Annotated in this window: 16 protein-coding genes and 2 pseudogenes; 16 read left to right on the forward strand and 2 right to left on the reverse strand. The window is 39.4% G+C overall.

Annotation, left to right across the window (positions count from 1 at the left end):
* The 6 genes from DXD11_RS10055 (at window position 1) to DXD11_RS10075 (ending at window position 6,979) form a co-directional block, all read left to right on the forward strand.
* Window positions 1-2,229 carry a leucine-rich repeat domain-containing protein gene (locus DXD11_RS10055; RefSeq protein WP_158579437.1) on the forward strand — a complete coding sequence of 743 codons (2,229 nt, stop codon included), beginning with the start codon at window positions 1-3 and terminating at the stop codon, window positions 2,227-2,229.
* 103 nt (window positions 2,230-2,332) lie between these two features.
* Window positions 2,333-3,322 (forward strand): hypothetical protein, encoded by a 990-nt coding sequence (locus tag DXD11_RS10060; protein WP_147360978.1) that lies wholly within the window; start codon window positions 2,333-2,335, stop codon window positions 3,320-3,322.
* Window positions 3,323-3,519: 197 nt separating this feature from the next.
* Window positions 3,520-4,875 (forward strand): hypothetical protein, encoded by a 1,356-nt coding sequence (locus DXD11_RS10065; RefSeq protein WP_055146842.1) that lies wholly within the window; start codon window positions 3,520-3,522, stop codon window positions 4,873-4,875.
* Between the two features lie 182 nt (window positions 4,876-5,057).
* Window positions 5,058-5,975, forward strand: coding sequence for a hypothetical protein (locus DXD11_RS10070; protein ID WP_118758320.1), 918 nt, complete (start codon window positions 5,058-5,060; stop codon window positions 5,973-5,975).
* A gap of 29 nt (window positions 5,976-6,004) precedes the next feature.
* Complete coding sequence (locus tag DXD11_RS14715; protein WP_279220454.1) at window positions 6,005-6,136, forward strand: hypothetical protein; 132 nt, start codon at window positions 6,005-6,007, stop codon at window positions 6,134-6,136.
* 48 nt (window positions 6,137-6,184) lie between these two features.
* Window positions 6,185-6,979, forward strand: a complete 795-nt coding sequence (locus DXD11_RS10075; protein WP_118758321.1) for a hypothetical protein — start codon at window positions 6,185-6,187, stop codon at window positions 6,977-6,979.
* Window positions 6,980-7,235: 256 nt separating this feature from the next.
* Here DXD11_RS10075 and DXD11_RS10080 read toward each other — a convergent pair.
* Together DXD11_RS10080 and DXD11_RS10085 are read right to left on the reverse strand one after the other, a co-directional pair.
* Window positions 7,236-8,454: pseudogene (locus tag DXD11_RS10080) on the reverse strand (IS256 family transposase).
* A 117-nt stretch (window positions 8,455-8,571) separates the two neighbouring features.
* Window positions 8,572-9,258 carry a hypothetical protein gene (locus DXD11_RS10085; RefSeq protein WP_118758322.1) on the reverse strand — a complete coding sequence of 229 codons (687 nt, stop codon included), beginning with the start codon at window positions 9,256-9,258 and terminating at the stop codon, window positions 8,572-8,574.
* 338 nt (window positions 9,259-9,596) lie between these two features.
* Here DXD11_RS10085 and DXD11_RS10090 point away from each other — a divergent pair, with 338 nt between their 5' ends.
* The 10 genes and pseudogenes from DXD11_RS10090 to DXD11_RS10130 all read left to right on the forward strand — a co-directional run bounded on the left by DXD11_RS10090 (window position 9,597) and on the right by DXD11_RS10130 (window position 20,707).
* On the forward strand, window positions 9,597-11,240 hold the full coding sequence (locus DXD11_RS10090) for a hypothetical protein (protein ID WP_118758323.1): 1,644 nt from the start codon (window positions 9,597-9,599) through the stop codon (window positions 11,238-11,240).
* A gap of 39 nt (window positions 11,241-11,279) precedes the next feature.
* Window positions 11,280-11,402: a hypothetical protein gene (locus DXD11_RS14720; RefSeq protein ID WP_278321131.1), complete on the forward strand. Its 123-nt coding sequence runs from the start codon at window positions 11,280-11,282 to the stop codon at window positions 11,400-11,402.
* An 86-nt stretch (window positions 11,403-11,488) separates the two neighbouring features.
* A complete protein-coding gene (locus DXD11_RS10095; RefSeq protein WP_199688734.1) occupies window positions 11,489-12,016 on the forward strand; it encodes a CinA family protein in 528 nt (175 codons plus the stop codon).
* A 23-nt stretch (window positions 12,017-12,039) separates the two neighbouring features.
* Window positions 12,040-12,174: pseudogene (locus DXD11_RS14875) on the forward strand (AAA family ATPase); the annotation flags it as partial.
* 108 nt (window positions 12,175-12,282) lie between these two features.
* Window positions 12,283-13,404: a hypothetical protein gene (locus DXD11_RS10105; RefSeq protein ID WP_118758324.1), complete on the forward strand. Its 1,122-nt coding sequence runs from the start codon at window positions 12,283-12,285 to the stop codon at window positions 13,402-13,404.
* A 58-nt stretch (window positions 13,405-13,462) separates the two neighbouring features.
* Complete coding sequence (locus DXD11_RS10110; protein ID WP_055146829.1) at window positions 13,463-14,413, forward strand: DUF3137 domain-containing protein; 951 nt, start codon at window positions 13,463-13,465, stop codon at window positions 14,411-14,413.
* A gap of 249 nt (window positions 14,414-14,662) precedes the next feature.
* A complete protein-coding gene (locus DXD11_RS10115) occupies window positions 14,663-15,172 on the forward strand; it encodes a CinA family protein (RefSeq protein WP_118758325.1) in 510 nt (169 codons plus the stop codon).
* A gap of 62 nt (window positions 15,173-15,234) precedes the next feature.
* The gene (locus tag DXD11_RS10120; RefSeq protein ID WP_243105850.1) at window positions 15,235-15,918 is read left to right on the forward strand and encodes a metallophosphoesterase family protein; all 684 of its coding nucleotides are present in this window, start codon (window positions 15,235-15,237) and stop codon (window positions 15,916-15,918) included.
* A 168-nt stretch (window positions 15,919-16,086) separates the two neighbouring features.
* On the forward strand, window positions 16,087-18,195 hold the full coding sequence (locus DXD11_RS10125; protein WP_117549155.1) for a glutamine synthetase III family protein: 2,109 nt from the start codon (window positions 16,087-16,089) through the stop codon (window positions 18,193-18,195).
* Window positions 18,196-18,658: 463 nt separating this feature from the next.
* Window positions 18,659-20,707, forward strand: a complete 2,049-nt coding sequence (locus tag DXD11_RS10130) for a DNA topoisomerase (RefSeq protein WP_118758327.1) — start codon at window positions 18,659-18,661, stop codon at window positions 20,705-20,707.
* Window positions 20,708-20,746: the final 39 nt, after the last annotated feature.

Here is a 20,746-nt window from a genome sequence, read left to right on the forward strand (position 1 = left end):
GTGAAGAAAATTATCAATGTAATATGGGTACTTCTAATATTGGGGGCTGTATTAGATGGAACTCAGATGAGAGTGAAAGCAGGGAATCTAGTATATGGAGATTATGAATATAGCCAAAATACGAGTGATAAAACAATTTCTATTATAAAATATAATGGAAAAGATAGTGAAGTGGAAATACCTCAAAAGATAAATGGAATGAATGTTGTGAGTATAAGTGAAGAAGCATTTCAGTTTAACGATACTATAGTTGACGTAGTTATACCTGAAGGGGTTACAGGTATAGGTTCTAGTGCTTTTTCATGCTGTAGTAATTTGAAACAAGTTTCATTTCCTGACAGTCTTGAGAAAATTGGATTTACAGCATTTTATAACTGTGAAAGTCTGGAAAACATATATATACCTGAAAATGTTAACACCATTGCAACGGAAGCCTTTTCTGGTTGTTCCAATATAAAAAAAATACAGGTTGCAGTCAATAATAAAGTTTTCGATAGTAGGAATAATTGCAATGCAGTAATAAATACAAGTAATGACGAATTGATTGTAGGGTGTATGAATACAAGGCTTGAATATGGGCTAAAAAGAATTGGGCAGTGTGCTTTTAGAAATGTTACCGGCTTGTATGAAATCAATGTTCCGTCAAGTGTGGCAAGCATAGGAGAATCAGCTTTCTATGGCTGTATAAATTTACATAATATATCATTGTCAGAAAATCTACAGAAAATTGGGGAACGCGCTTTTGGCAGTTGCGAGGGAATAACAAGTATTGAATTACCAGATGGACTCAAAGAAATCGGAAGTTATGTTTTTTCATTCTGCGGAAATTTAAAGAGTATATACATTCCTGCAAGTGTAGAAAGAATGGGCGCAATGGTGTTTGATGAACATAGTGATGATTTGATAATAAGATGTTACAGGTGGTCAAATGCATATAAATATGCAATAGACTGTTCAATACAATATGAAGTATTAGAAGTGGTTAAAACTGATATATCAGATGCTATAATCCAAGGAATAGAAGATAAAACGTATGATGGGGCTTTTCAAAAACAAAGGAGTATTACGATTTTTCTAAATGGGATTCAACTTCAGGAGGGAAGAGACTATACTTTAACATATGAAAATAATAAAAATCCTGGAAAAGCAAAAATAATTATATCTGGTATAGAAAATTACACAGGTACAATAGATAGATATTTTTATATAATAAAACCAATTGTAGATATAGGTAAAATATATGATGTAGATATTATAGGTATACCAAAAAGTGTTATTTATGAAGGTGGAAGAATAACATTCCAAAATGTACAAGTGAAAGTTGAGGGAACTGTTTTAAATGAAAAAACGGATTACATATTGACGTATAATAACAATATAAATGTTGGAAATGCTTCTATAGTTATTACTGGTAAGGGTGATTACAGTGGTACTATTAAAAAAAATTTTTTGATAAAATCTAGAGATATTTCGTTAAAAAATAATCAAATTTCGGTTTGCGGAGTTCCTGATTCTGATATATATACAGGAAAAACATGCGTATATCCTGAAATTGTAGTGAAATGTGGAAATACAATTATGAAGGTCGGAAAGGATTATACTATTGGATATCATAATAACAAAAATATTGGAATCGCAAAGGTAATAATATCTGGAAAAGGGAACTATTCTGGAAGCATTACAAAGAGAGTTAAAATACGAATACAAACCGGAAAAGTATATAATGTAGGAAATTTAAAATATAGAGTTACAGATTCCAGATTAGATGGATGCGGTATGGTATCTCTGACAGGGGCTGCATCGAGAAAAAACTCAAAAAAGATAGTTAAGCTAATTATACCAAACAATGTAGTAATAGGTGGTGTTAGATTTTCAGTTGTTTCAATAGGAGATAATGCATTTAGAGAATATGTAAATATAAAAAGCGTTTCTATTGGTTCTAATGTGAAATCAATAGGTAAAAGAGCATTTTATGGATGTCGAATGTTGAGTAGTGTGAAAATTGGAAATAACGTGTGTGTAATAAACGAAAGAGCATTAGCTGGTTGTAGTGAATTAAAAAGATTAACAATAACAACAACAAAGCTAACGATAAATTCAGTCCGTGCAGGAGCATTAAAAGGCGTAAATAGTAAAATCGTGATCAGAGTACCTGTCAGGAAATTGAAGGAGTACAAAAAAATATTGACATTAAGAGGTGTTTCAAAGAAAGCAAAAATTATAAAATAGAATTATGGAGGATTATACGATAAAGCGTATAATTAATGAACTCATCCGAACAGATATGTGATGGTGAAGCTGGCAGAGGCAACGATAAGGATGGTAGATAAGTATGAGAAGAAATAGGTATTGGCACATAATGGGTTTGATTCTATCTTTGACAGGTACGGCGTGTGTTGCATCAGGCTGTCAGAGCATACATGATAAATTTGATATTATACAATCTCAAATTACAACAAGTGAATCGAACAGTACAGAACCCGGTTTGTATGAGGATAAAGATGCTCAGTATACAGAATCGGAGAAGCAGAGCAGTATATCTGATAAGCCGACGATGGAAGCTTATACGCAAGAAGATAAAAATGCAAGTGAAATCACGAAAACAGAGATAGATGAAGCTGAAGTAGCAGCAACTGAAAAAGAAGTTAATGAGAAGCGTGGACAGACGCTCTCTTATGAGGAAGCCGAGGAAATATACTGTGATCTGATCTATGAGCATGCGTGTAAGAGGGATGTATGCAGAGAGGATGATGGAACCTTGGGAGACTTTTCAATGGATAAATATCCTTATGGGGAAGACACCGATGGGCGGTACAGTATATATATAATGGATAAAGGTTTTTCAGATGTTGGCTATAAAATTTCAGATATAGATGGTGATGGTATATATGAGCTTCTGCTGGCAGATATAAACTCATCGATGATATATGAAGTGTTTACCTTGGAAGGTGACACTCCGAAAATGGTGCTTGACAGTTGGGAACGCTGTAGGATTGATTATTGCGGAGATTTTATATTAAGAACTGGTTCAAATGGGGCAGCTAATCAGGAGATAATTATGTATTCGCTGGATGGAGACATAGAGAGAGCAGAGTTATTAGAAGTTTCAATGGAAGGCAATGCGGGGAGGCCGGATGATTCAATCATGTATGGGTACATGAGTTATAAAAATGATGAAAATGATCTTGGACAAATCACAGAGGATACTTTTGATAATTACCAAAATGAGTGGAATTCACATAAATGTATTGTCCCAGATCTGAAATCTGCCAATGATTATCTCACAGATAGAATTACAAAAGCTGCGGCGGAATTAAACTAATTGTAAGATGATAAAAATAGTAAAACACAAAAATAGACATAAAAAGAGACAATATGGACATGATAGTAAAGATGCATGGGATAATATGGTAAAATATAACAAGACAGATTTAATTTGTTTTATATCGCCAGCTTTGGCATACGGAGACCATAATTATTTAGAATATTAAATATAAGAAATGAGGGAGGATTAAGTTTATGATAATAGAGAAATTAAAGCGGATAACAGAGAATATTGTTGTTGTACTTTGCATATTAGTTGTGTTTATAGGGGGAGGTGCAGTTACTGTTATAGCGTCTGATAATATAGATATAGCGGAAGGTAGAGCAGAGTTGGCTTTATCTGATGAATATCTTACTCTTGGAAAAAGTGTAGATGGAATTTTGACATCGAGTCAGTCAAGTTATGAATATGAATTTAGTATAACAAATGCAGGAAGAGTTTCAATTAAGTTTACAGCATATCAGATGCCATATACAATCAGACTATATGACGATGATGGGGATTGTATTGCATCTGAAAATATGGAATATAATTATGATTTGGAATTCGGAAAAACAAATTTTCATTGGGATTTATCAAAAGGGACATATTATATAGTGGTCTATGGAAGAAAAAATATTTATGATGGGGAAACTGCAAATTATAAGATAGAAACTTCGTATAAAAGTGTGGGAACAAGCGAGGGAGAACCAAATAATAGTTTTGAGGAAGCTACCCTTGTAAAAATACCATCAACAATAACTGGTATGTTGGCTTTAAATGACAAAAAAGATATATACAAATTTTATTTGCAAAAGTCGACAGAAGTTGAAATTATATTCAAAGTTATAGATGCGGATACTTGTGGACTTAGTATCTATGATGAAGAAGGCGACAGAGAGGCATATGAATGGCAAAGCAGAGAAGATAACAAAAAAATATATAGATATATGCTTTCGGCGGGAGTACACTATATAGTTATCGTTCCACCTATGGTGCCTGCAGCCGATTGGTCTGGATCGTATATGTTTACGATTTCCAGTGGTATAGCAATGACTTCAAAGAATGTACGTTTATCCACAGAAAAGTGTATGTATAATGGAAAAGTAAGAAATCCGTCGGTGATCGTTAAGGATAATAGTGGGAATCGCCTTGTAAAAGGAAGAGATTACACAATATATATTCCGTTGGGAAGAAAGAGTATTGGCACATATACATATAAAATTGTGTTTAAAGGTGCATATAAGGGGACAATAAAGAAAAATTTCACAATTGTTCCAGCGAAAACAAAGATTACATCTATAAAGAATAAGCGTGCGGGTATAAGGATCACGTGGAAGAAATCAAGCTCGGCAAATGCAACAGGATATTTAGTATATAGAAGTATAAATGGTGGTGGATATAAGCTTGTAAAGACAATAAAATCCAATCGTATTACATATTATAGTGACAGCAAGGCTAATAGACTATGGTCAAATTACTCGTATAAGGTTGTTGTATACAAAAAAGTTGGACGTAAGACGTATAAGGCAGTTGGTAGTAGTTCCAAGAGGATTTATAGGTATAATTGACGGGATGCATATATTACTTGGTGATTTCATATATAATGATGTCCATATGCTTGGTATTGCAGCAAATAAATGAATTGTGTATTCTAAGAGCCGTAGATTGATTATGCTCTACTACTTTTTGTAAGCAAAGCTATGGTTCAATGAACAGAAATAATATATAAAGCCAGGCTAGCGGAGATAAGTTGGTAAAATCAGAAAAGTACAATAATACCATATTGGCAGTGGCAGAAGACGACAGTGTAGATGAGGTGGAATGCATGATGCGAAACAAAAGTGTACAGATAGTGGGGGGGGTGCTGGCTTTGACAGGAATTACATATGTTGGTTCAGGTTGCCAAAGTATACAGGATAAGTTGGACGTGATTCAATCTCAGACAACGACAAGAGAGGTGAGCATCGCGGAAGAAATGATATCAGAAGAGAAAAATACAGAGAAATCAATTGTGACCGAACAGAAAACAGAGACCGATGTAGCGGATGATATTCCGAGTGAAGAGAATATTGATGATGCTGTTTATTTAACACAATATGAAGAGATAATAAGCAGATATATCGAACTCAATCATCAGAAATTAGAGTATGGGGATTTGACCAATATTGAATTCCCATATGAGACGGCGGATGATGTGTATGCTAGATATAATGTAATGTTAGTATTGGAAGAACTGGACAATGTGGGATATGTAATTGATGACATTGATGGTGATGGGGTAAAAGAACTTATTATTGCAGATATGACATCACCATTGATATACGACATATACACAATGGATGGAGACGTTCCAAAGCTTGTTGCGGCAAGTTGGGAAAGAAGCAATACAACTTACTGTGGAAACCATTTTTGTACAGAAGGATCAGGAGGAGCGGCTAATTTTATAGTATCCTATAAGGTGTTTAAAGGAAACGAAATGCAAACAGAGTATTATCTTTATACAGACTTGTTAGAAAATGGTGAGAGTGTTTTTTTCTACACTACAAATAGCATTATGGACAAAAATAATGATAATCTCATAACACAGGAAGAGTACAATGGTATTAAGGAAGAAACTGAGTCTGGGGGATGTGTATATCCTGGTTTGAAGACTATGGTAGAACAATGAAAGATCTGTGAATGAGGAGGACAATACATATGAGAAAGAAGATTTTGTTGGCAATGGCGCTTACGGGGCTGAGTGCATTGATGATAACAGGATGTGCTTCACCAGTAATAGAAAGTAAAAAAGAAATACTTGAATCAGAACTGGGCAACAAGAATCTGTAGGATTCAGATGAAGACTCAGATGATGGAAAAACTACAGAAGAGACAGAAATGGTTACTTCAGAAGATACAACTGTAGAAGAGGAAGCGAGTGCTTCTTATACATCTATAAAAGAACAGGTGCTGCTTGACAAGGATGGTGTAAAGGTTACAGCCACTGGTTATTCTGTAAACGAATACGACGAGGATCAAATAGAGGTTACAGTGGAGAATAATACAGATAAGGACCTGAAAATCGGAAGCGAAAAGATAGTTATAAATGGCTATATGGACTGGGTGTTCTGGGGAGTCGATGTGGCTGCTGGAAAGAAATGCAATTCATGTGTAACGCTTTCTGATGATACAACAAAAATTGCAGGGATCACAAACATAGGAACAGTTGAATTCTATTTCTGGGCAGAGGAGAAAGACAAGGATAGTTACGAGGATATTTTCAAGGATGAATATTATAAGCTGGAGACATCGCAGGTTGGCGAAGAAGTGGATGCAAACACGGATAAGCAGGAAATATACAGTGCAGATGGAATCCGAATAACAGCACTTGGAAATGAGACTGATGAATATGGAAATACTAATCTATATTTCTGCATGGAGAACAATACAGGCAAGAATGTGTATATAAATCTGGAGGATATGTCAATAGATGGTCTGATGTTCAATGCATATGTGACGCTTACTGTATTTGATAGTAGGAAGGGAATTGGCGTGATTACCCTTTACAAAGATGATTTGGAAGAAAGCAAAATAAGGGAAATTAAGAATGTTGAGTTTAAACTTGAGATGGAAGACACTGATACTATGGATGATATATTGACGACAGATGTTATCAAATTTCCTGTGGAATAATACTGAACGCAAGAATGCTGGTCAGGTTTGGTATTGCGGCAAATAAAATAATTGTGTATTCTAAGAGCAGTAATGGCACGATCGAAACAACTTGGATTACGAGAGACCGTTTCAAGTTTTGTGTAAACGTTAAAAACTGATATAAGATTTGTGAATAGTTACAAATGGGCAGAGCCGATTTTCCGGATTCTGCCCATATCTGCATTATACAGTAGTTTTTAGGCATGTCAATAAAACCTGCCTAAAATTGACTGCTTTACAGGTTCCGTCCTGCCAGACGTTCTTCAAAATAAATTTCAAGCTGGGAATGGATCTGTCCCCAGTCCTGCCTGTGTCCGGTCCATTTTTTCGTGATATCCATGGTTGCCAGATACAGCATTTTCAAAAGGCTGTCATCCGACGGAAAAACCGTCTTGCTTTTGGTCACTTTCCGGAGTTGGAGGTTGAATCATTCAATGGCATTTGTGGTATAAATCAGCCGTCTTACTGCCTCCGGATATTTGAAATAAGTGGACAGGGTTGCCCAGTTATCATTCCAGGATTTATAGATTTTCGGGTACTTGGAATCCCATTTATCCTTGAACAGTTCCAGTTCATTTAAAGCGGTTTCTTCCGTTGGAGCTGCATATACAAGCTTCAGATCAGCCATCAGTTTTTTGATGTCTTTGTATGAAACAAACTTCGTTGAATTACGGATCTGATGGATGATACACTGCTGAATCTCTGTTTTTGGATAAACAGCCTCGATTGCCTGTGAAAATCCATTTAAACCATCAACGCATGCAATCAGGATATCCTCAACGCCTCTGTTTTTTTATCCATTCATGATAGAAAGCCAGAATTTCGCACTTTCGTTTTCTCCAACATACATTCCAAGAACATCTTTTTTCCCATTCATATCGATACCAAGGGCAATGTAAACCGCACGTTTTACAATACGTCCTTCACTGCGGACGTGATAGTGGATTGCATTCATAAATACTACAGCATACACTTCTTCCAAAGGGCGTTCCTGCCATTCTTTTACAATCGGCAGGATTTTGTCTGTGATCCGGCTGATTGTGCTGTCAGAAATATCAATATCGTATAATTCACGCATGTGGGATTCAATGTCTCCGGTTGTCATTCCTTTGGCATACATAGAAAGTATTTTTTTCTTCCATGTCCTGAGTTACTGTATTTTGATACTTCTTAATCAGCTGTGGTTCATAATCACCATTACGATTCCTTGGAATGGCTACATCCATATCTCCATAACTGGTATGCATAGTTTTACGGGAATGTCCATTTCTACTATTGTCCGTTTCTTTGTTTCGGTAGTCATACTTGGAATATCCTAACTCCTCATCCAGTTCTTCATCCAAGGCACCTTCCAAAAGGACAGACATCATGTCGCGCATGATACTGTTTACATCGGTGCCGTCTTTGATGCTGATATCATTATTTTTCAGATAGTCACGCATCATTTCTCTCATTGCTGCTTTTTGTGGGCTGTCTTTTCTTCTTGCCATAAAAATAACCTCCAAACTGAGTAATTTTATCTTACATCAGTTTGAAGGTTTACACAAACTTTGGGATGCTCCCGAAAAGCTTTATTTTAAGTATTTTTTAATACCACTCTTGCTTACCGGGTGCATTTTTTTAGACACATTCTTCTTGTTGACCTGGGTTCTAGTTTTTCTGAATGTTGTTAAGCTTATTTTCTTCCCAGTTGAGGATGTGCATTTGTTCTCGATTACTTTTCCGTTTTTATATCTGATATTTCTGTCGATGTCATAATACATGGTGGTTTTGCTAAAAGTATAGTTTTGTGAGATTTTTCCATGCTTACTGAATTTGTATGTGGATAAAGTGTGATAACGTACAGCCCCAGCGAAACTGTAATCATCCTCAATTGTATAGATGCCTGCATTTGACACACCGTACAGGCTTCCTCTTACAGGAATAGCTTTATACTTACCGTTCACATGCATATAAACCTCTGAATAAGTCATAGTTCTGAGACCTAATCGACCTGTTACAATGATATCCTTGTGTCCGTCTCCATTGATGTCATAAACATAGAATTCTGGATTATACATTATTCCTTGGGTTTTGCTTTTGTAATATGTTCCGTATTGAGTTTTGGTGATTCCGTTGAGCAACCACTTGGTATATACTTTCCTTTCAGCTTGTGTCATAGTTGCGGTAGCTGCCTCGCTTTGAGTTATGGATGCAAACAGCAATACACAAGTCATAAGTAAAATACCTAATGTTTTTTTGATTTTGTTCATCTTCATGGCTATTCTCCTTTGTATTATTAGTATTTTTTTTATTTTAGCACTCCATCTTAGCGATGCGTTTTTAATTGACTAATCTGCAGAGTTTAATGCTTATAGTTACATTACATTTGAAGATTTCCGAGCTTGAAGTCGGGAAGAAGCCACCAGAGCAGCAGATTTCAATCTTACATTGTTAAGTAATTAAGTTCTGTGTATAATTTAATATATTAAAAAGTGGCGCTTGATTCTATAAGCCACAATACAAAAGAGGAGAGACATATAGTGCAGCGATAGTGAAATTCTTGTCTTAATAAGACAAAAACTAACTACAAAAAACGAGGAAAAGGAGAGAGCAAGTGGAAAAAACCAACGAAGATTCAACAGAGATTTCAAATGAGACTTCAAGCAGAACTTCAACTGAAAAAACGAATGATACATCAGAAGAGATGTTAGATGCTGATGACAGAGTTTGCCAGTTTGATGAAAAAGCTTACAAGGAGAAGCAACCAATAACATCCAGAAGTTACAAGATAAAAGCAGCAGTTATCATAGTACTGCTTTTGGTTGCATTTGTGGTAAAAGACTTTATTATATTCAAGAGAGTATTCAGTTTTAACGCTGAAGCAACCGGACTTGCGCAGTTCCTGCCGTGGTGGATTAGGGATCAATGGCAGATGCTAGTCACCGGCATGGTATTTATTTTGATCCCGTGGGAACTCATGTATAAATTTTATCTTTATATTTGTAAAGAGAGAAATCCGAATCTTAGGCAATCAAGAGTGTTTTTAGTTACCATACTTGTGATTGCCTCGCTGATTGCCATTTTTTGTTATATCCCTTATACGAAGATTAGTCGGGCAGGCTTGTACATATTTTGCGTGATTGCGTTGAGTCTTGCAGTATGTTATATATGCAGGCAATTCTTTGAGAGTGGTATTGTATGGTTTATCTTATCGGTAATTTATCTTGTCGTTATTACATACATATATGCAAACCGGATTTGTGCAAAAGCAGATTTGTTATTTGAAACTTCATTATCTTCTGCCTGGCAGATGACTGGATATGCCATATGGGTTCTAATGGTGCTGTTCAGTGCAGCTGTGGAAGTGCTTATGATATATGCATTATATAATAGCGATTCGATAGTAGAATGGCTGATTTATATAATCATTAGTGTGATGCTGGGGATAGCTTATGGCTATGTTGTACTTCCTGTATTGGTTAGATTCGAGAACGGATTGCGCAGAAATGTATCAGGTGATTATTCGTTTGTGGGCGAACCGTTGAATTCGCCAGTTGTTATATGGATGATTGCATTGCTGGCATTTATTATCGTTCTGCTGGCATGTGCTTCGAAGATAGTTGAACGTTATTCACATAAAAGAATGTGGATGCTGATATGGATAGATGTAAGTGTTTTGGGACTTCTGATATTTGGAATATGTGCAAAGGCAGGAATTGTGGACAACAGTTTCAGCAGTAATTCATTATTTGACATGGGTAGTATGATAGCAGTGTTTATAGCTGTCAGACTATTGATCATTCCCATTAAGCCACAGCCGGATCTGAAGTGCAGGTTCATAAATACTGATCAGGAGATAATCGATAGCGGGTATGATAGAAAAGTATTGGAGATTCAGATACTCAGCCTTCAGGAACAGCTTAATGCTCTAGTGAAAATGACAAGGCTGACAGATATAAAAGTAGACATGGCACACAAAGCACTGGTGATTCCTGACGATAAAGATGAGGGTGAAGAGGAACTTCACGACTTTCTTGATTTTGTAGAAAAAGCTGATAAGCTTATGGATGAGAAAAAGAAAAATGGAGAACCGGTAAACTATAGTGAGCTATATAGTAGACTTATGAAGATCAGAAACGAGGAACGTGAGCAGATCTTTAAGATTATGGAAGCGAAATATAATGATGAATGTATGGATCTTGATGATTTTGATGATTTGGACCATACAGATGATGATAGTGATGAGGATGAAAACTAGGAAGACGAACATACACTTCAGGATACAGCACTTGCAGCTTTGACTCAGATAAATGAGAAAGAATATGATACAGAGCTTGTGGATGAGGGGATAGACAAAGACCATATTGTACATTACGGATTTGCATTTGAGGGCAAGAAAGTGCTTATTTTGGCGGGATAAAAGGCCTAAAGACTTGTGGCGGAGATTACTGTCACTGATATGTTAGATAGACTGTAAATATTCAACTAATAAGGTGGCGTTAATCTATGATTGATAATAAAGTGAATGATTACAAACAGTATAGAGAAAACAATATAAGAGAGAACTATAGAAAACTTACCAGGTTACTTATTTTCAAAGGACTTACCATAACTACCATGGAATCCGCCACCTCGGGGCAGATTGCATCCCTCATCACAGACACGGAAGGTTCATCTGCTGTGCTTAAGGGGGCATTTGTCACCTACTGCAATGAGGCAAAGATCATGCAGGGAGTTCCGGCGGAGATCATAGACAAGTACACAGTCTACTCAAAGGAAACTGCAGGTGCCATGGCGAAGGCGTGCAGGAAGGCATATAATGCGAATATAGGGATCGGTGTGACTGGAACAATGGGCAATGTTGATCCGGCGAATCCTAACGCTTCAGTTCCGGGACAGGTATACTTTGCCATAGACATAGATGGCGATGTGGAAGCTTATTATGTGGAGATTACGGTTCAGCCGACAAGGCTTGCGTGCAAGCTTGCTGTGGCGGAGGAGATTTATGAGGAACTTGTGAAGAGATTGGCATAATACTGAATTATTTGAAGGTATTATTTCAGAATGACATAGTAAGTTTTGCGAATAAGGATGATGTTCTCACTTGCCTGATCCATCTTGGATATCTGGCTTATCAGGGGAAGAGTAATTCTGCATTTGTGCCAAATGAGGAGATAAGGCAGGAACTTATAATGTCGCAGTGTATACGGTGACCTTATTTAACCTTATTAAGCCTTTTTAAACCTTTAAAAAAATGATGATTTACAAGTAGAAAAACTGATATATGGAGGCGGAGAAAGATGAAAAAATACGATCAGAAGATTCTAAAAACGGCAATACCGGCATTTGTGATATCAGCTTTATGTTATGCGGCCATGTGGGGAATAATGAGGAGAACGGAGAATACATTTTTGGCTGGATACATAGGCGGCGGAGGTGCAGTCAGCCAGATAAGGAACATTCTTATATGTATTCTTGTAGGGGTGATACTTTTTGTTTTGCCGCTTGAGAAGATATGTGATAAGACATACGGCGCAGTGTGTTATTGTGGATCGCTTTTTACAGATAAAAAGAAATTTAGAGATGCGGCGGCATTGTTTGTGCTCACGTTTCTATATGTCGTTATCTGCTGGGCAAGTGTGACGTTTTCAATACATACCGACAGTGGACTCGATGATGGAGGACATTGGGGATTATTCGGTTCGGGAAGTGACGAAATATATGCTGTGGTGATAACGATACTAGCTTTTGTGGTTATGGTAAAGGGCGTTGACCTTGTAAAGAAAAGTTGGAGTGGTGTTTTGTTCTGGTTTCTTATCGAACTTGCAAATGTTGTGAGTGTAAAACTTGTGACGGCCAAAGATGATCTCACATTTGCTATCGTATGCGCAGAAACGATTATGTTTATTCTATACATGGCTGTTCAGCACAGGTTGAATATTGTGACTTGTCTGTTATCACTGCTTTGTGGAGCTATACTTATATTTGCCGGATGTGATGATGTATTTACCAGTAAGAATAAGATTTCAGGTTCTTCGATCATGGATGAACTGGATCAGGCTGGAAGTATGCCAGACAGAATTTTTGGAGCAAGATATAATATTACGATAATTGAACATCAGGCTGGAATTGGTTTGTGTATATTGTGGTTCGTATTGCTTGTGATTTTGTCGATCGCTGTCATTCTGTCTGCATCAAGGCTTATGAAAGTATCTGTCAGACGCGGAACGTTTGTGCTTGGAATATATATGATAGAAGCATTTCTGATCATATATGCTATATTGGCGGAACTGGGATTTATCAAGCCGGCAGTGACGCTTTTGCTACATATGAACGAGGTGGTTCCGGTTATGATATTGGGATTTAGAATGTTTTTTGTAGAAGATGGCAGCCACAATGAAAAATCCAGCTTCAATGTGTAAATGTCAATGAAAAAGTTTACCAGTTGCATCATTGATTATTACGGAACAAGGAGTATATATGAATAAGCAGATAGTTAATTATAAAAATGATGAAGAAATGCAGAGTATAATAAAAGCAAAACAAAGAAATATCAAAATAATACAAATCCCCATGTATTTGTCGTTAGTGGGAATACTCCTTCCGTTTGTGGGGGTAATATTTGATATATATGGTCCAATTATTGATACTGTTTTTAGAGTGGTGCCTGTAGTATGCATATTTATTGGCTTCTTACTTGCTATACTGTGTAATAAAAAAATGAAAGACCTCAGGGTGTTTATAGGACAGAATATTGTGCTCGGGGTTCTCGAGGAGAGAATTCAGGTTATTGATTATTCGCCAAGTGGTTATGTGGATGAATCTTTTTTAAAAAAATGCAGTATTCTTCCAACTTATAATAGAGCAACAGGTTCAGATTATATTCATGGAATATACAGAAATGTAGAATTTACATACAGTGATCTTGAATTGAAAACAGAAAGTCAGGATTATACTGCAAATGAAAACAACCTGAAAACTACTATTACAGAGTTTTCAGGACAGTTTATGACAATGGCGTTGAGTAAAAGCGTGAATGGATTTGTACAGATAATGGGCAAGAGTAATTCTGGGAAAATGAGGCAAAATAGAAAGGCCGTATACATAGATGAAAAAAACAATATATCAAGCTACTTGAAAACGGGAGATCGCGTATTTGATGACCGGTTTGAGGTTAATGCATCGGGGGATGACCTTGCGTATTCTATTTTGACCCCTCAGTTTATTTCAGGCTTGAAGAAAATGGGAAAACGTACAAGAGTTCAACTTTCTGGAAATATGGGCGTGATTGCCTGCTACAACGAGAAAAATTCATTTGAATTAATTGGAGAAATTAAAGATAATAGCGATATCGAATTATACAGGAAAAAGTTTAGAAAAGAATTATCAGATATTTTAGCAATCCTTGATATAATGATTGATTGTTGCTAAGGGATGATTCGGAATTTAATGTATTATAGAAAACTAGTAAAAGAATCTGTTACACTTATATTTGAAAACAGTCCGAGAGAGTTGAAGGAGAAGCAATTTTTTAATACATATGTCCATATTGGGAAAACAAAATGCAATACCGGATTGGGGTTGGATATGCTTCAGTAATAGTATATTATCCCGCTTGACGTATTTGAGGAAAGTTACTATTCTAAAAGTGAAAAGGAAAAGAAGGAGAATAGACGCTTTATGGAGAGTGAATGCAATATAGAGAATAAGATCAGAATGAATTACCGGAATCTCACACAACTTCTTATCTCCCGTCACCTCACCATCACCACCATGGAATCCGCCACATCAGGGCAGATAGCTTCCCTTATCACCGACACGGAAGGTTCCTCTGCAGTGCTGAAAGGTGCATTTATCACCTACTGCAATGAGGCGAAGATCATGCAGGGGGTTCCCGCAGAGATCATAGACAAGTATACGGTCTATTCAAAGGAAACTGCAGGTTCAATGGCGCAGGTGTGTAGAAAGGCGTATAATGCGAATATAGGGATCGGCGTGACTGGAACCATGGGAAATGTGGATCCGGCAAATCCAGACGCTTCGATTCCGGGACAGGTATACTTTGCCATAGATATAGATGGTGATGTGGAAGAGTATTATGTGGAGCTCCCACCTCAGCCGACAAGACTTGCATATAAGCTGGCGGTGGCGGAGGAGATATATGAGGAGCTTATTAAGAGGCTGGACTGATAGAACGATTATCAAAGGAAGAATAAATGCTATATCTCATATCCGACATCCACGGAGATGTCATGTCATTCAGAAAAATGTTGAAAAAGATAAGCTTTGATCCAGCCGTGGACCACATGATAGTCATGGGAGACATATTTGACTGGAACGATGAGGGAATTTCTCTTCTTGAGTTTATGTCGGACTATCTTGTGGGTGGTTCGATGCAGCTCATAAAGGGTAATCATGAACTGTTTGCCCAGATGTACATAGAGGGAAGCATGTCAGAGAGACAGTGGATCATATTCGGCGGTGGTGGAACAGTCAGAGATATCAAGAAGCTCAATGTGGATGATCAGATGAAAATGCATGGGTTTCTGGCACATCTGTCACATTACACAGAGATACATTCGCCAAAGTACGGAGTTTGTGTTGTCACCCATCCGGGCATTCATTGTGGCTCATACATCAGAAATGCTGATAGAACGATCAATATCGCTGAATCTATAACGAATGCCGTGAGAAGAGATGAATACAGATTTCTCATCTCACCTGATATCCACAATGTTCCTTTTTCAGATAAAAAAGCATTTGACAGGTATGTGTTCTGCGGACATGTGACGACGAACAGACTCAATGAAGATCATTCCTACAACGTTTACGTGACACCTTACTATATGGATCTCGACTGCGGAAATGGAGAGAGAAACAGGGGCGGAAAGCTGGCGTGCTACTGTGTGGATGAGAACAGTGCAATATATGTTTGATAAATTTTTTAAAATTAGGGGTTGATTTTTGAAAGAATATGGAGTATTTTATATTCAACAATTAGATGATACGAAATGGACAAAGGTGTTCTCAAGAAGGAGGACACCTTTCTCTTTTTTTGAGGATACGTTAAGGATTCATTTTAATCAGGAAAAGGAGTAGTAATTATGATGAACAAAATTTCAGCCGTATTTGGCTCACACGTATTCTCAGATCAGGTCATGAGAGAGAGACTTCCAAAAGCAGTTTACAAGTCACTCAAGGCGACTATTGACAAGGGCGAGCCTCTCGATACATCAATCGCAGATTCAGTTGCAGCAGCCATGAAGGAATGGGCAATGGAGCTTGGTGCAACACATTATACACATTGGTTCCAGCCACTTACAGAGACAACAGCAGAGAAGCACGACTCATTCGTAAGCACAGTCGGTGATGGCGGTGTTATCCTCCAGTTCACAGGCAAGGAGCTCATCAAGTCAGAGCCGGATGCTTCATCATTCCCTTCAGGCGGTCTTCGTGAGACATGCGCAGCAAGAGGATATACAGCATGGGATTGTACATCACCTGCATTTGTAAAGACAACAGATGAGGGAACATGCATCCTCTGTATCCCAGCAGCATTCACATCATATACAGGAGAGTCACTTGACTACAAGACACCTCTTCTCCGTTCAATGGATGCCATCAGCAAGGAAGCCCTTAAGGCTCTTGCAATGTTCGGCAATACAACAGCCAAGAAGGTTACTTCATCAGTTGGTCCTGAGCAGGAGTACTTCCTGATAGATAAGAAGAAATTTGCAAAGAGAACAGATCTTAAGCTCTGCGGACGTACACTTTTCGGAGCAATGCCTCCAAAGGGACAGGAGCTTGATGATCAGTATTTCGCAGCGATCAAGGATAAGATCGCATCATACATGACAGAGTTGAACGAGGAGCTGTGGAAATACGGCATCCTTGCAAAGACACAGCACAATGAGGTTGCACCTGCACAGCATGAGCTTGCACCAATCTTCTCAACAACCAACATCGCCACAGATCAGAACCATCTGGTTATGGCAACCATGAAGAAGATCGCTGCAAAGCATGACCTTGAGTGCGTACTCCATGAGAAGCCATTTGCCGGTGTAAATGGTTCAGGTAAGCACAACAACTGGTCGATCTCAACAGACGAGGGCGAGAACCTCATCGATCCAGGCAAGCATCCTGAGACAAATCTCCAGTTCCAGTTCTTCCTGGCAGCAGTTCTGGCAGCAGTAGACAACAACGCTGAGCTCCTAAGACTTTCAGCATCATCAGCAGGAAATGATCACAGACTTGGAGCTAACGAGGCACCTCCAGCAATCATCTCAGCATTCCTTGGAGAGCAGCTCCAGTCGATCGTTGAGCAGATCATCGAGAAGGGTGAGGCTACAGAGTCCCCAAAGGGCAAGACATATGTATCAGGTGCATCAACACTTCCTACATTTACAATGGATGCCACAGATAGAAACAGAACATCACCATTTGCATTCACAGGTAACAAGTTCGAGTTCAGAATGGTTGGTTCAACACAGTCCATCGCATTCCCAATGATGGTACTTAATACAATAGTTGCAGATCAGATCAAGAAGATGACAGATGAACTTGAGGGCGCTGACGATTTCGAGACAGCCTGCAAGGCACTCATCAGAAGAGAACTCACAGCACATCAGAGAATAATCTTCAATGGCAATGGTTACTCAGATGAGTGGGTTGAGGAGGCAGCAAAGCGTGGTCTTCCAAATATTAAGTGCATGGTTGATGCTGTTCCTTATCTTGCAGCAGATAAGAGCGTTAAGATCTTCGAGAACCTTGGAGTTATGGATAAGGCAGAGCTTGAGGCGAGAGCTGATGTAATGCTTGAGAACTATGCAAAGAAGATCAACATCGAGGCACTCACTATGATAGAGATGTCTAATGAGGAGATCATTCCTGCAGTTATGGAATATCAGGCAGAGCTTGCAAAGGGTGCAGCTGAGATCAAGGCTCTTGGAATTGATCCTACAGTTCAGGTATCACTTTTGAACACCATCTCAGAGAAGCTCACAGAGCTCAAGAGCGCTACAGTAGCCCTTGAGGAGCTGGTTGCAAAGGCAGCAGATTACGAGGGAGATACAGAGGCTTGGGCTAAGTACTTCCACAACACAGTATTTGCAGCATTTGACACAGTGAGAAAGCCAGCTGATGAGCTTGAGAAGGAACTTCCAAAGACAGCTTGGCCATTCCCAACATACGAGCAGCTGTTATTCGAGCAGTAAAACATAGATTGAGTTTGCTAATCCTACTAAATTCTATATAAAATAGCTTAGAGGCATCCTGTCTGCGGTATCGCAGGCGGGGTGCTTTTTGCGCGTTATAATCCCGTCAAGCGCGCACATGCGAGAGCTTGCTCGCGGCATGTAGCGCATTTGACGGGATGACGCGACATGAACACGAAGGCCGATAGGCCGGAGTGTGAATGCCGCGTAGAATTGCGGGAGCACGAAGTGCGAAGCAATTCTGGAATAACGCGCAAAGCGCGAGAGAAGTGCGAAGCAATTCTGTATTAACGCGCAATGCGGTGGAGAAGTGCGAAGCGGAGGAGCAGGCACCTCCGTCCCCACTTGCCCCCCTCCACAAATTCTGCTATTATATACAGATGTGTTGTGATGTATTTTTGCACCGGCCACGGCATAAACAGGATCATGTGTGTGGCGGATGCTGAAAGAATAGGAGCATAATTTGAAGAATTTATATATAGCAGAGAAGCCAAGCGTGGCGAGGCAGTTTGCCGACGTGCTGGGGGTGAAGGGCAATGCGGGAAATGGTTACCTGGAGTCGGATACAGCGGTTGTCACATGGTGTGTCGGACATCTGGTCACCATGAGCTACCCAGAGGTCTACGATCCGAATCTTAAGAAGTGGAGCCTTTCAACTATTCCATTTATTCCAACTGAATACAAATATGAAGTTCTTCCTGACACAAAGAAACAGTTCAATATCGTTGCGGGATTGCTTACCCGCGATGACATAGGCTGTATCTATGTGGCAACGGATTCAGGACGAGAGGGAGAATACATATACAGGCTTGTGGATTCAATGGCTCACGTAACCGGCAAGGAGAAACGCCGTGTGTGGATCGATTCACAGACCGAGGAGGAGATCCTCAGGGGAATCCGTGAGGCGAAGCCGCTCTCAGAGTACGACAGTCTCAGCGACGCAGCGTACCTTAGGGCCCAGGAGGACTACCTTATGGGTATCAACTTTTCAAGGGCGCTGTCGCTGAAGTTTTCAAATGTAGTCCAGAGGTATCTCGGCATGGACAGATGTGTCATAGCCGTCGGCCGTGTCATGACCTGTGTCCTCGGTATAATAGTGAAGAGAGAGCGTGAGATCAGGGAGTTTGTAAAGACTCCGTTCTACAGACTCGTTGCAAATGTGGGCGAGGAAGGACAGACATTTGATGCAGAATGGAAGGCAGTGAAGGGCACAAAGTATTTCGAGTCGCCTCTTCTGTATAAGGAGAATGGATTTAAAGAGAGACCCGCAGCGGAGCAGCTTCTGGCGGAGCTGAAGGCAGGGGAGCCCGAGGCTGTGGCCCAGGCTGTGGAGCGCAAGAAAGAGAAGAAACAGCCTCCGATGCTGTACAATCTGGCGGAGCTTCAGAATGACTGTTCATCACTTTTCAAGATCAGTCCGTCTGATACTCTTAAGATAGTCCAGGAGCTCTACGAGAAGAAGCTGGTAACCTATCCGAGAACAGATGCCAGAGTGCTGTCAACGGCCGTGGCAAAGGAGATAGGACGGAACATATCGGGACTTAAGAATTTCCAGCCTGTGGCAGAATTTGCACAGGGGGCCATGGAGAGCGGCACATATAAGGGAATCGCAAAGACGAAATATGTGAACGATAAGCAGATCACCGACCACTACGCCATCATACCTACCGGACAGGGCTTTGGAGCACTTAGAAGTCTGGCACCTACAGCTCTCAAGGTATATGAGATCATATGCAGGAGATTCCTCAGCATATTTTACCCTGCTGCGGAATACCAGAAGGTTGCAATGACACTCTCCAAGAACGGAGAGAAGTTGTTTGCCAACTTCAAATATCTGATAAACGATGGCTATCTTAAGGTGGCGGCCAACAGCTTTTCCAAGAAGAAGGACGATGTGAAGTACAGCCCTGAATTCATATCAAGGCTTGCGAAGATAAAGAAGGGTGACAAGCTGAGCGTCCAGGGAATCGACATAAAGGAGGGTGAGACATCCCCACCTAAGAGATACAACTCAGGATCACTGATCCTGACCATGGAGAATGCCGGACAGTTCATAGAGGATGAGGCGCTCAGAGAGCAGATCAAGGGAGCTGGAATCGGAACAAGTGCCACAAGAGACGGGATCATCACCAAGCTGGAGAAGAACAAATATATATCGCTGAACAAGAAGACACAGATAGTGAACCCGACATTCCTTGGGGAGATAATATACGATATAGTATATTATTCCATCAACGGTCTGCTGAGAGCGGACCTGACGGCGAGCTGGGAAAAGGGGCTTGAGGGTGTCGCTGAAGGTCAGATATCCAAGCAGGAATACACGGATAAGATGACTACATTTGTCACCAAATACACAAACCTTGTGAAGCAGATACAGAACCAGAATGGAATAACAGGGGTATTCGACAAAACGAAGGTGTTCTACGCCAAGGGCGGAGGTGCTCAGAAGAAGGAGACAAGAGCCACAGCCAGAACAGGCGCAAAGGCGGAGAAGAATGCGGATACACAGTGATTGCACATACTGATTCAAAGGTGTATAACATAGTATGTA

The sequence above is a fragment of the Coprococcus sp. TF11-13 genome, from assembly GCF_003481085.1.
Taxonomy (GTDB): Bacteria; Bacillota; Clostridia; order Lachnospirales; family Lachnospiraceae; genus Coprococcus; species Coprococcus aceti.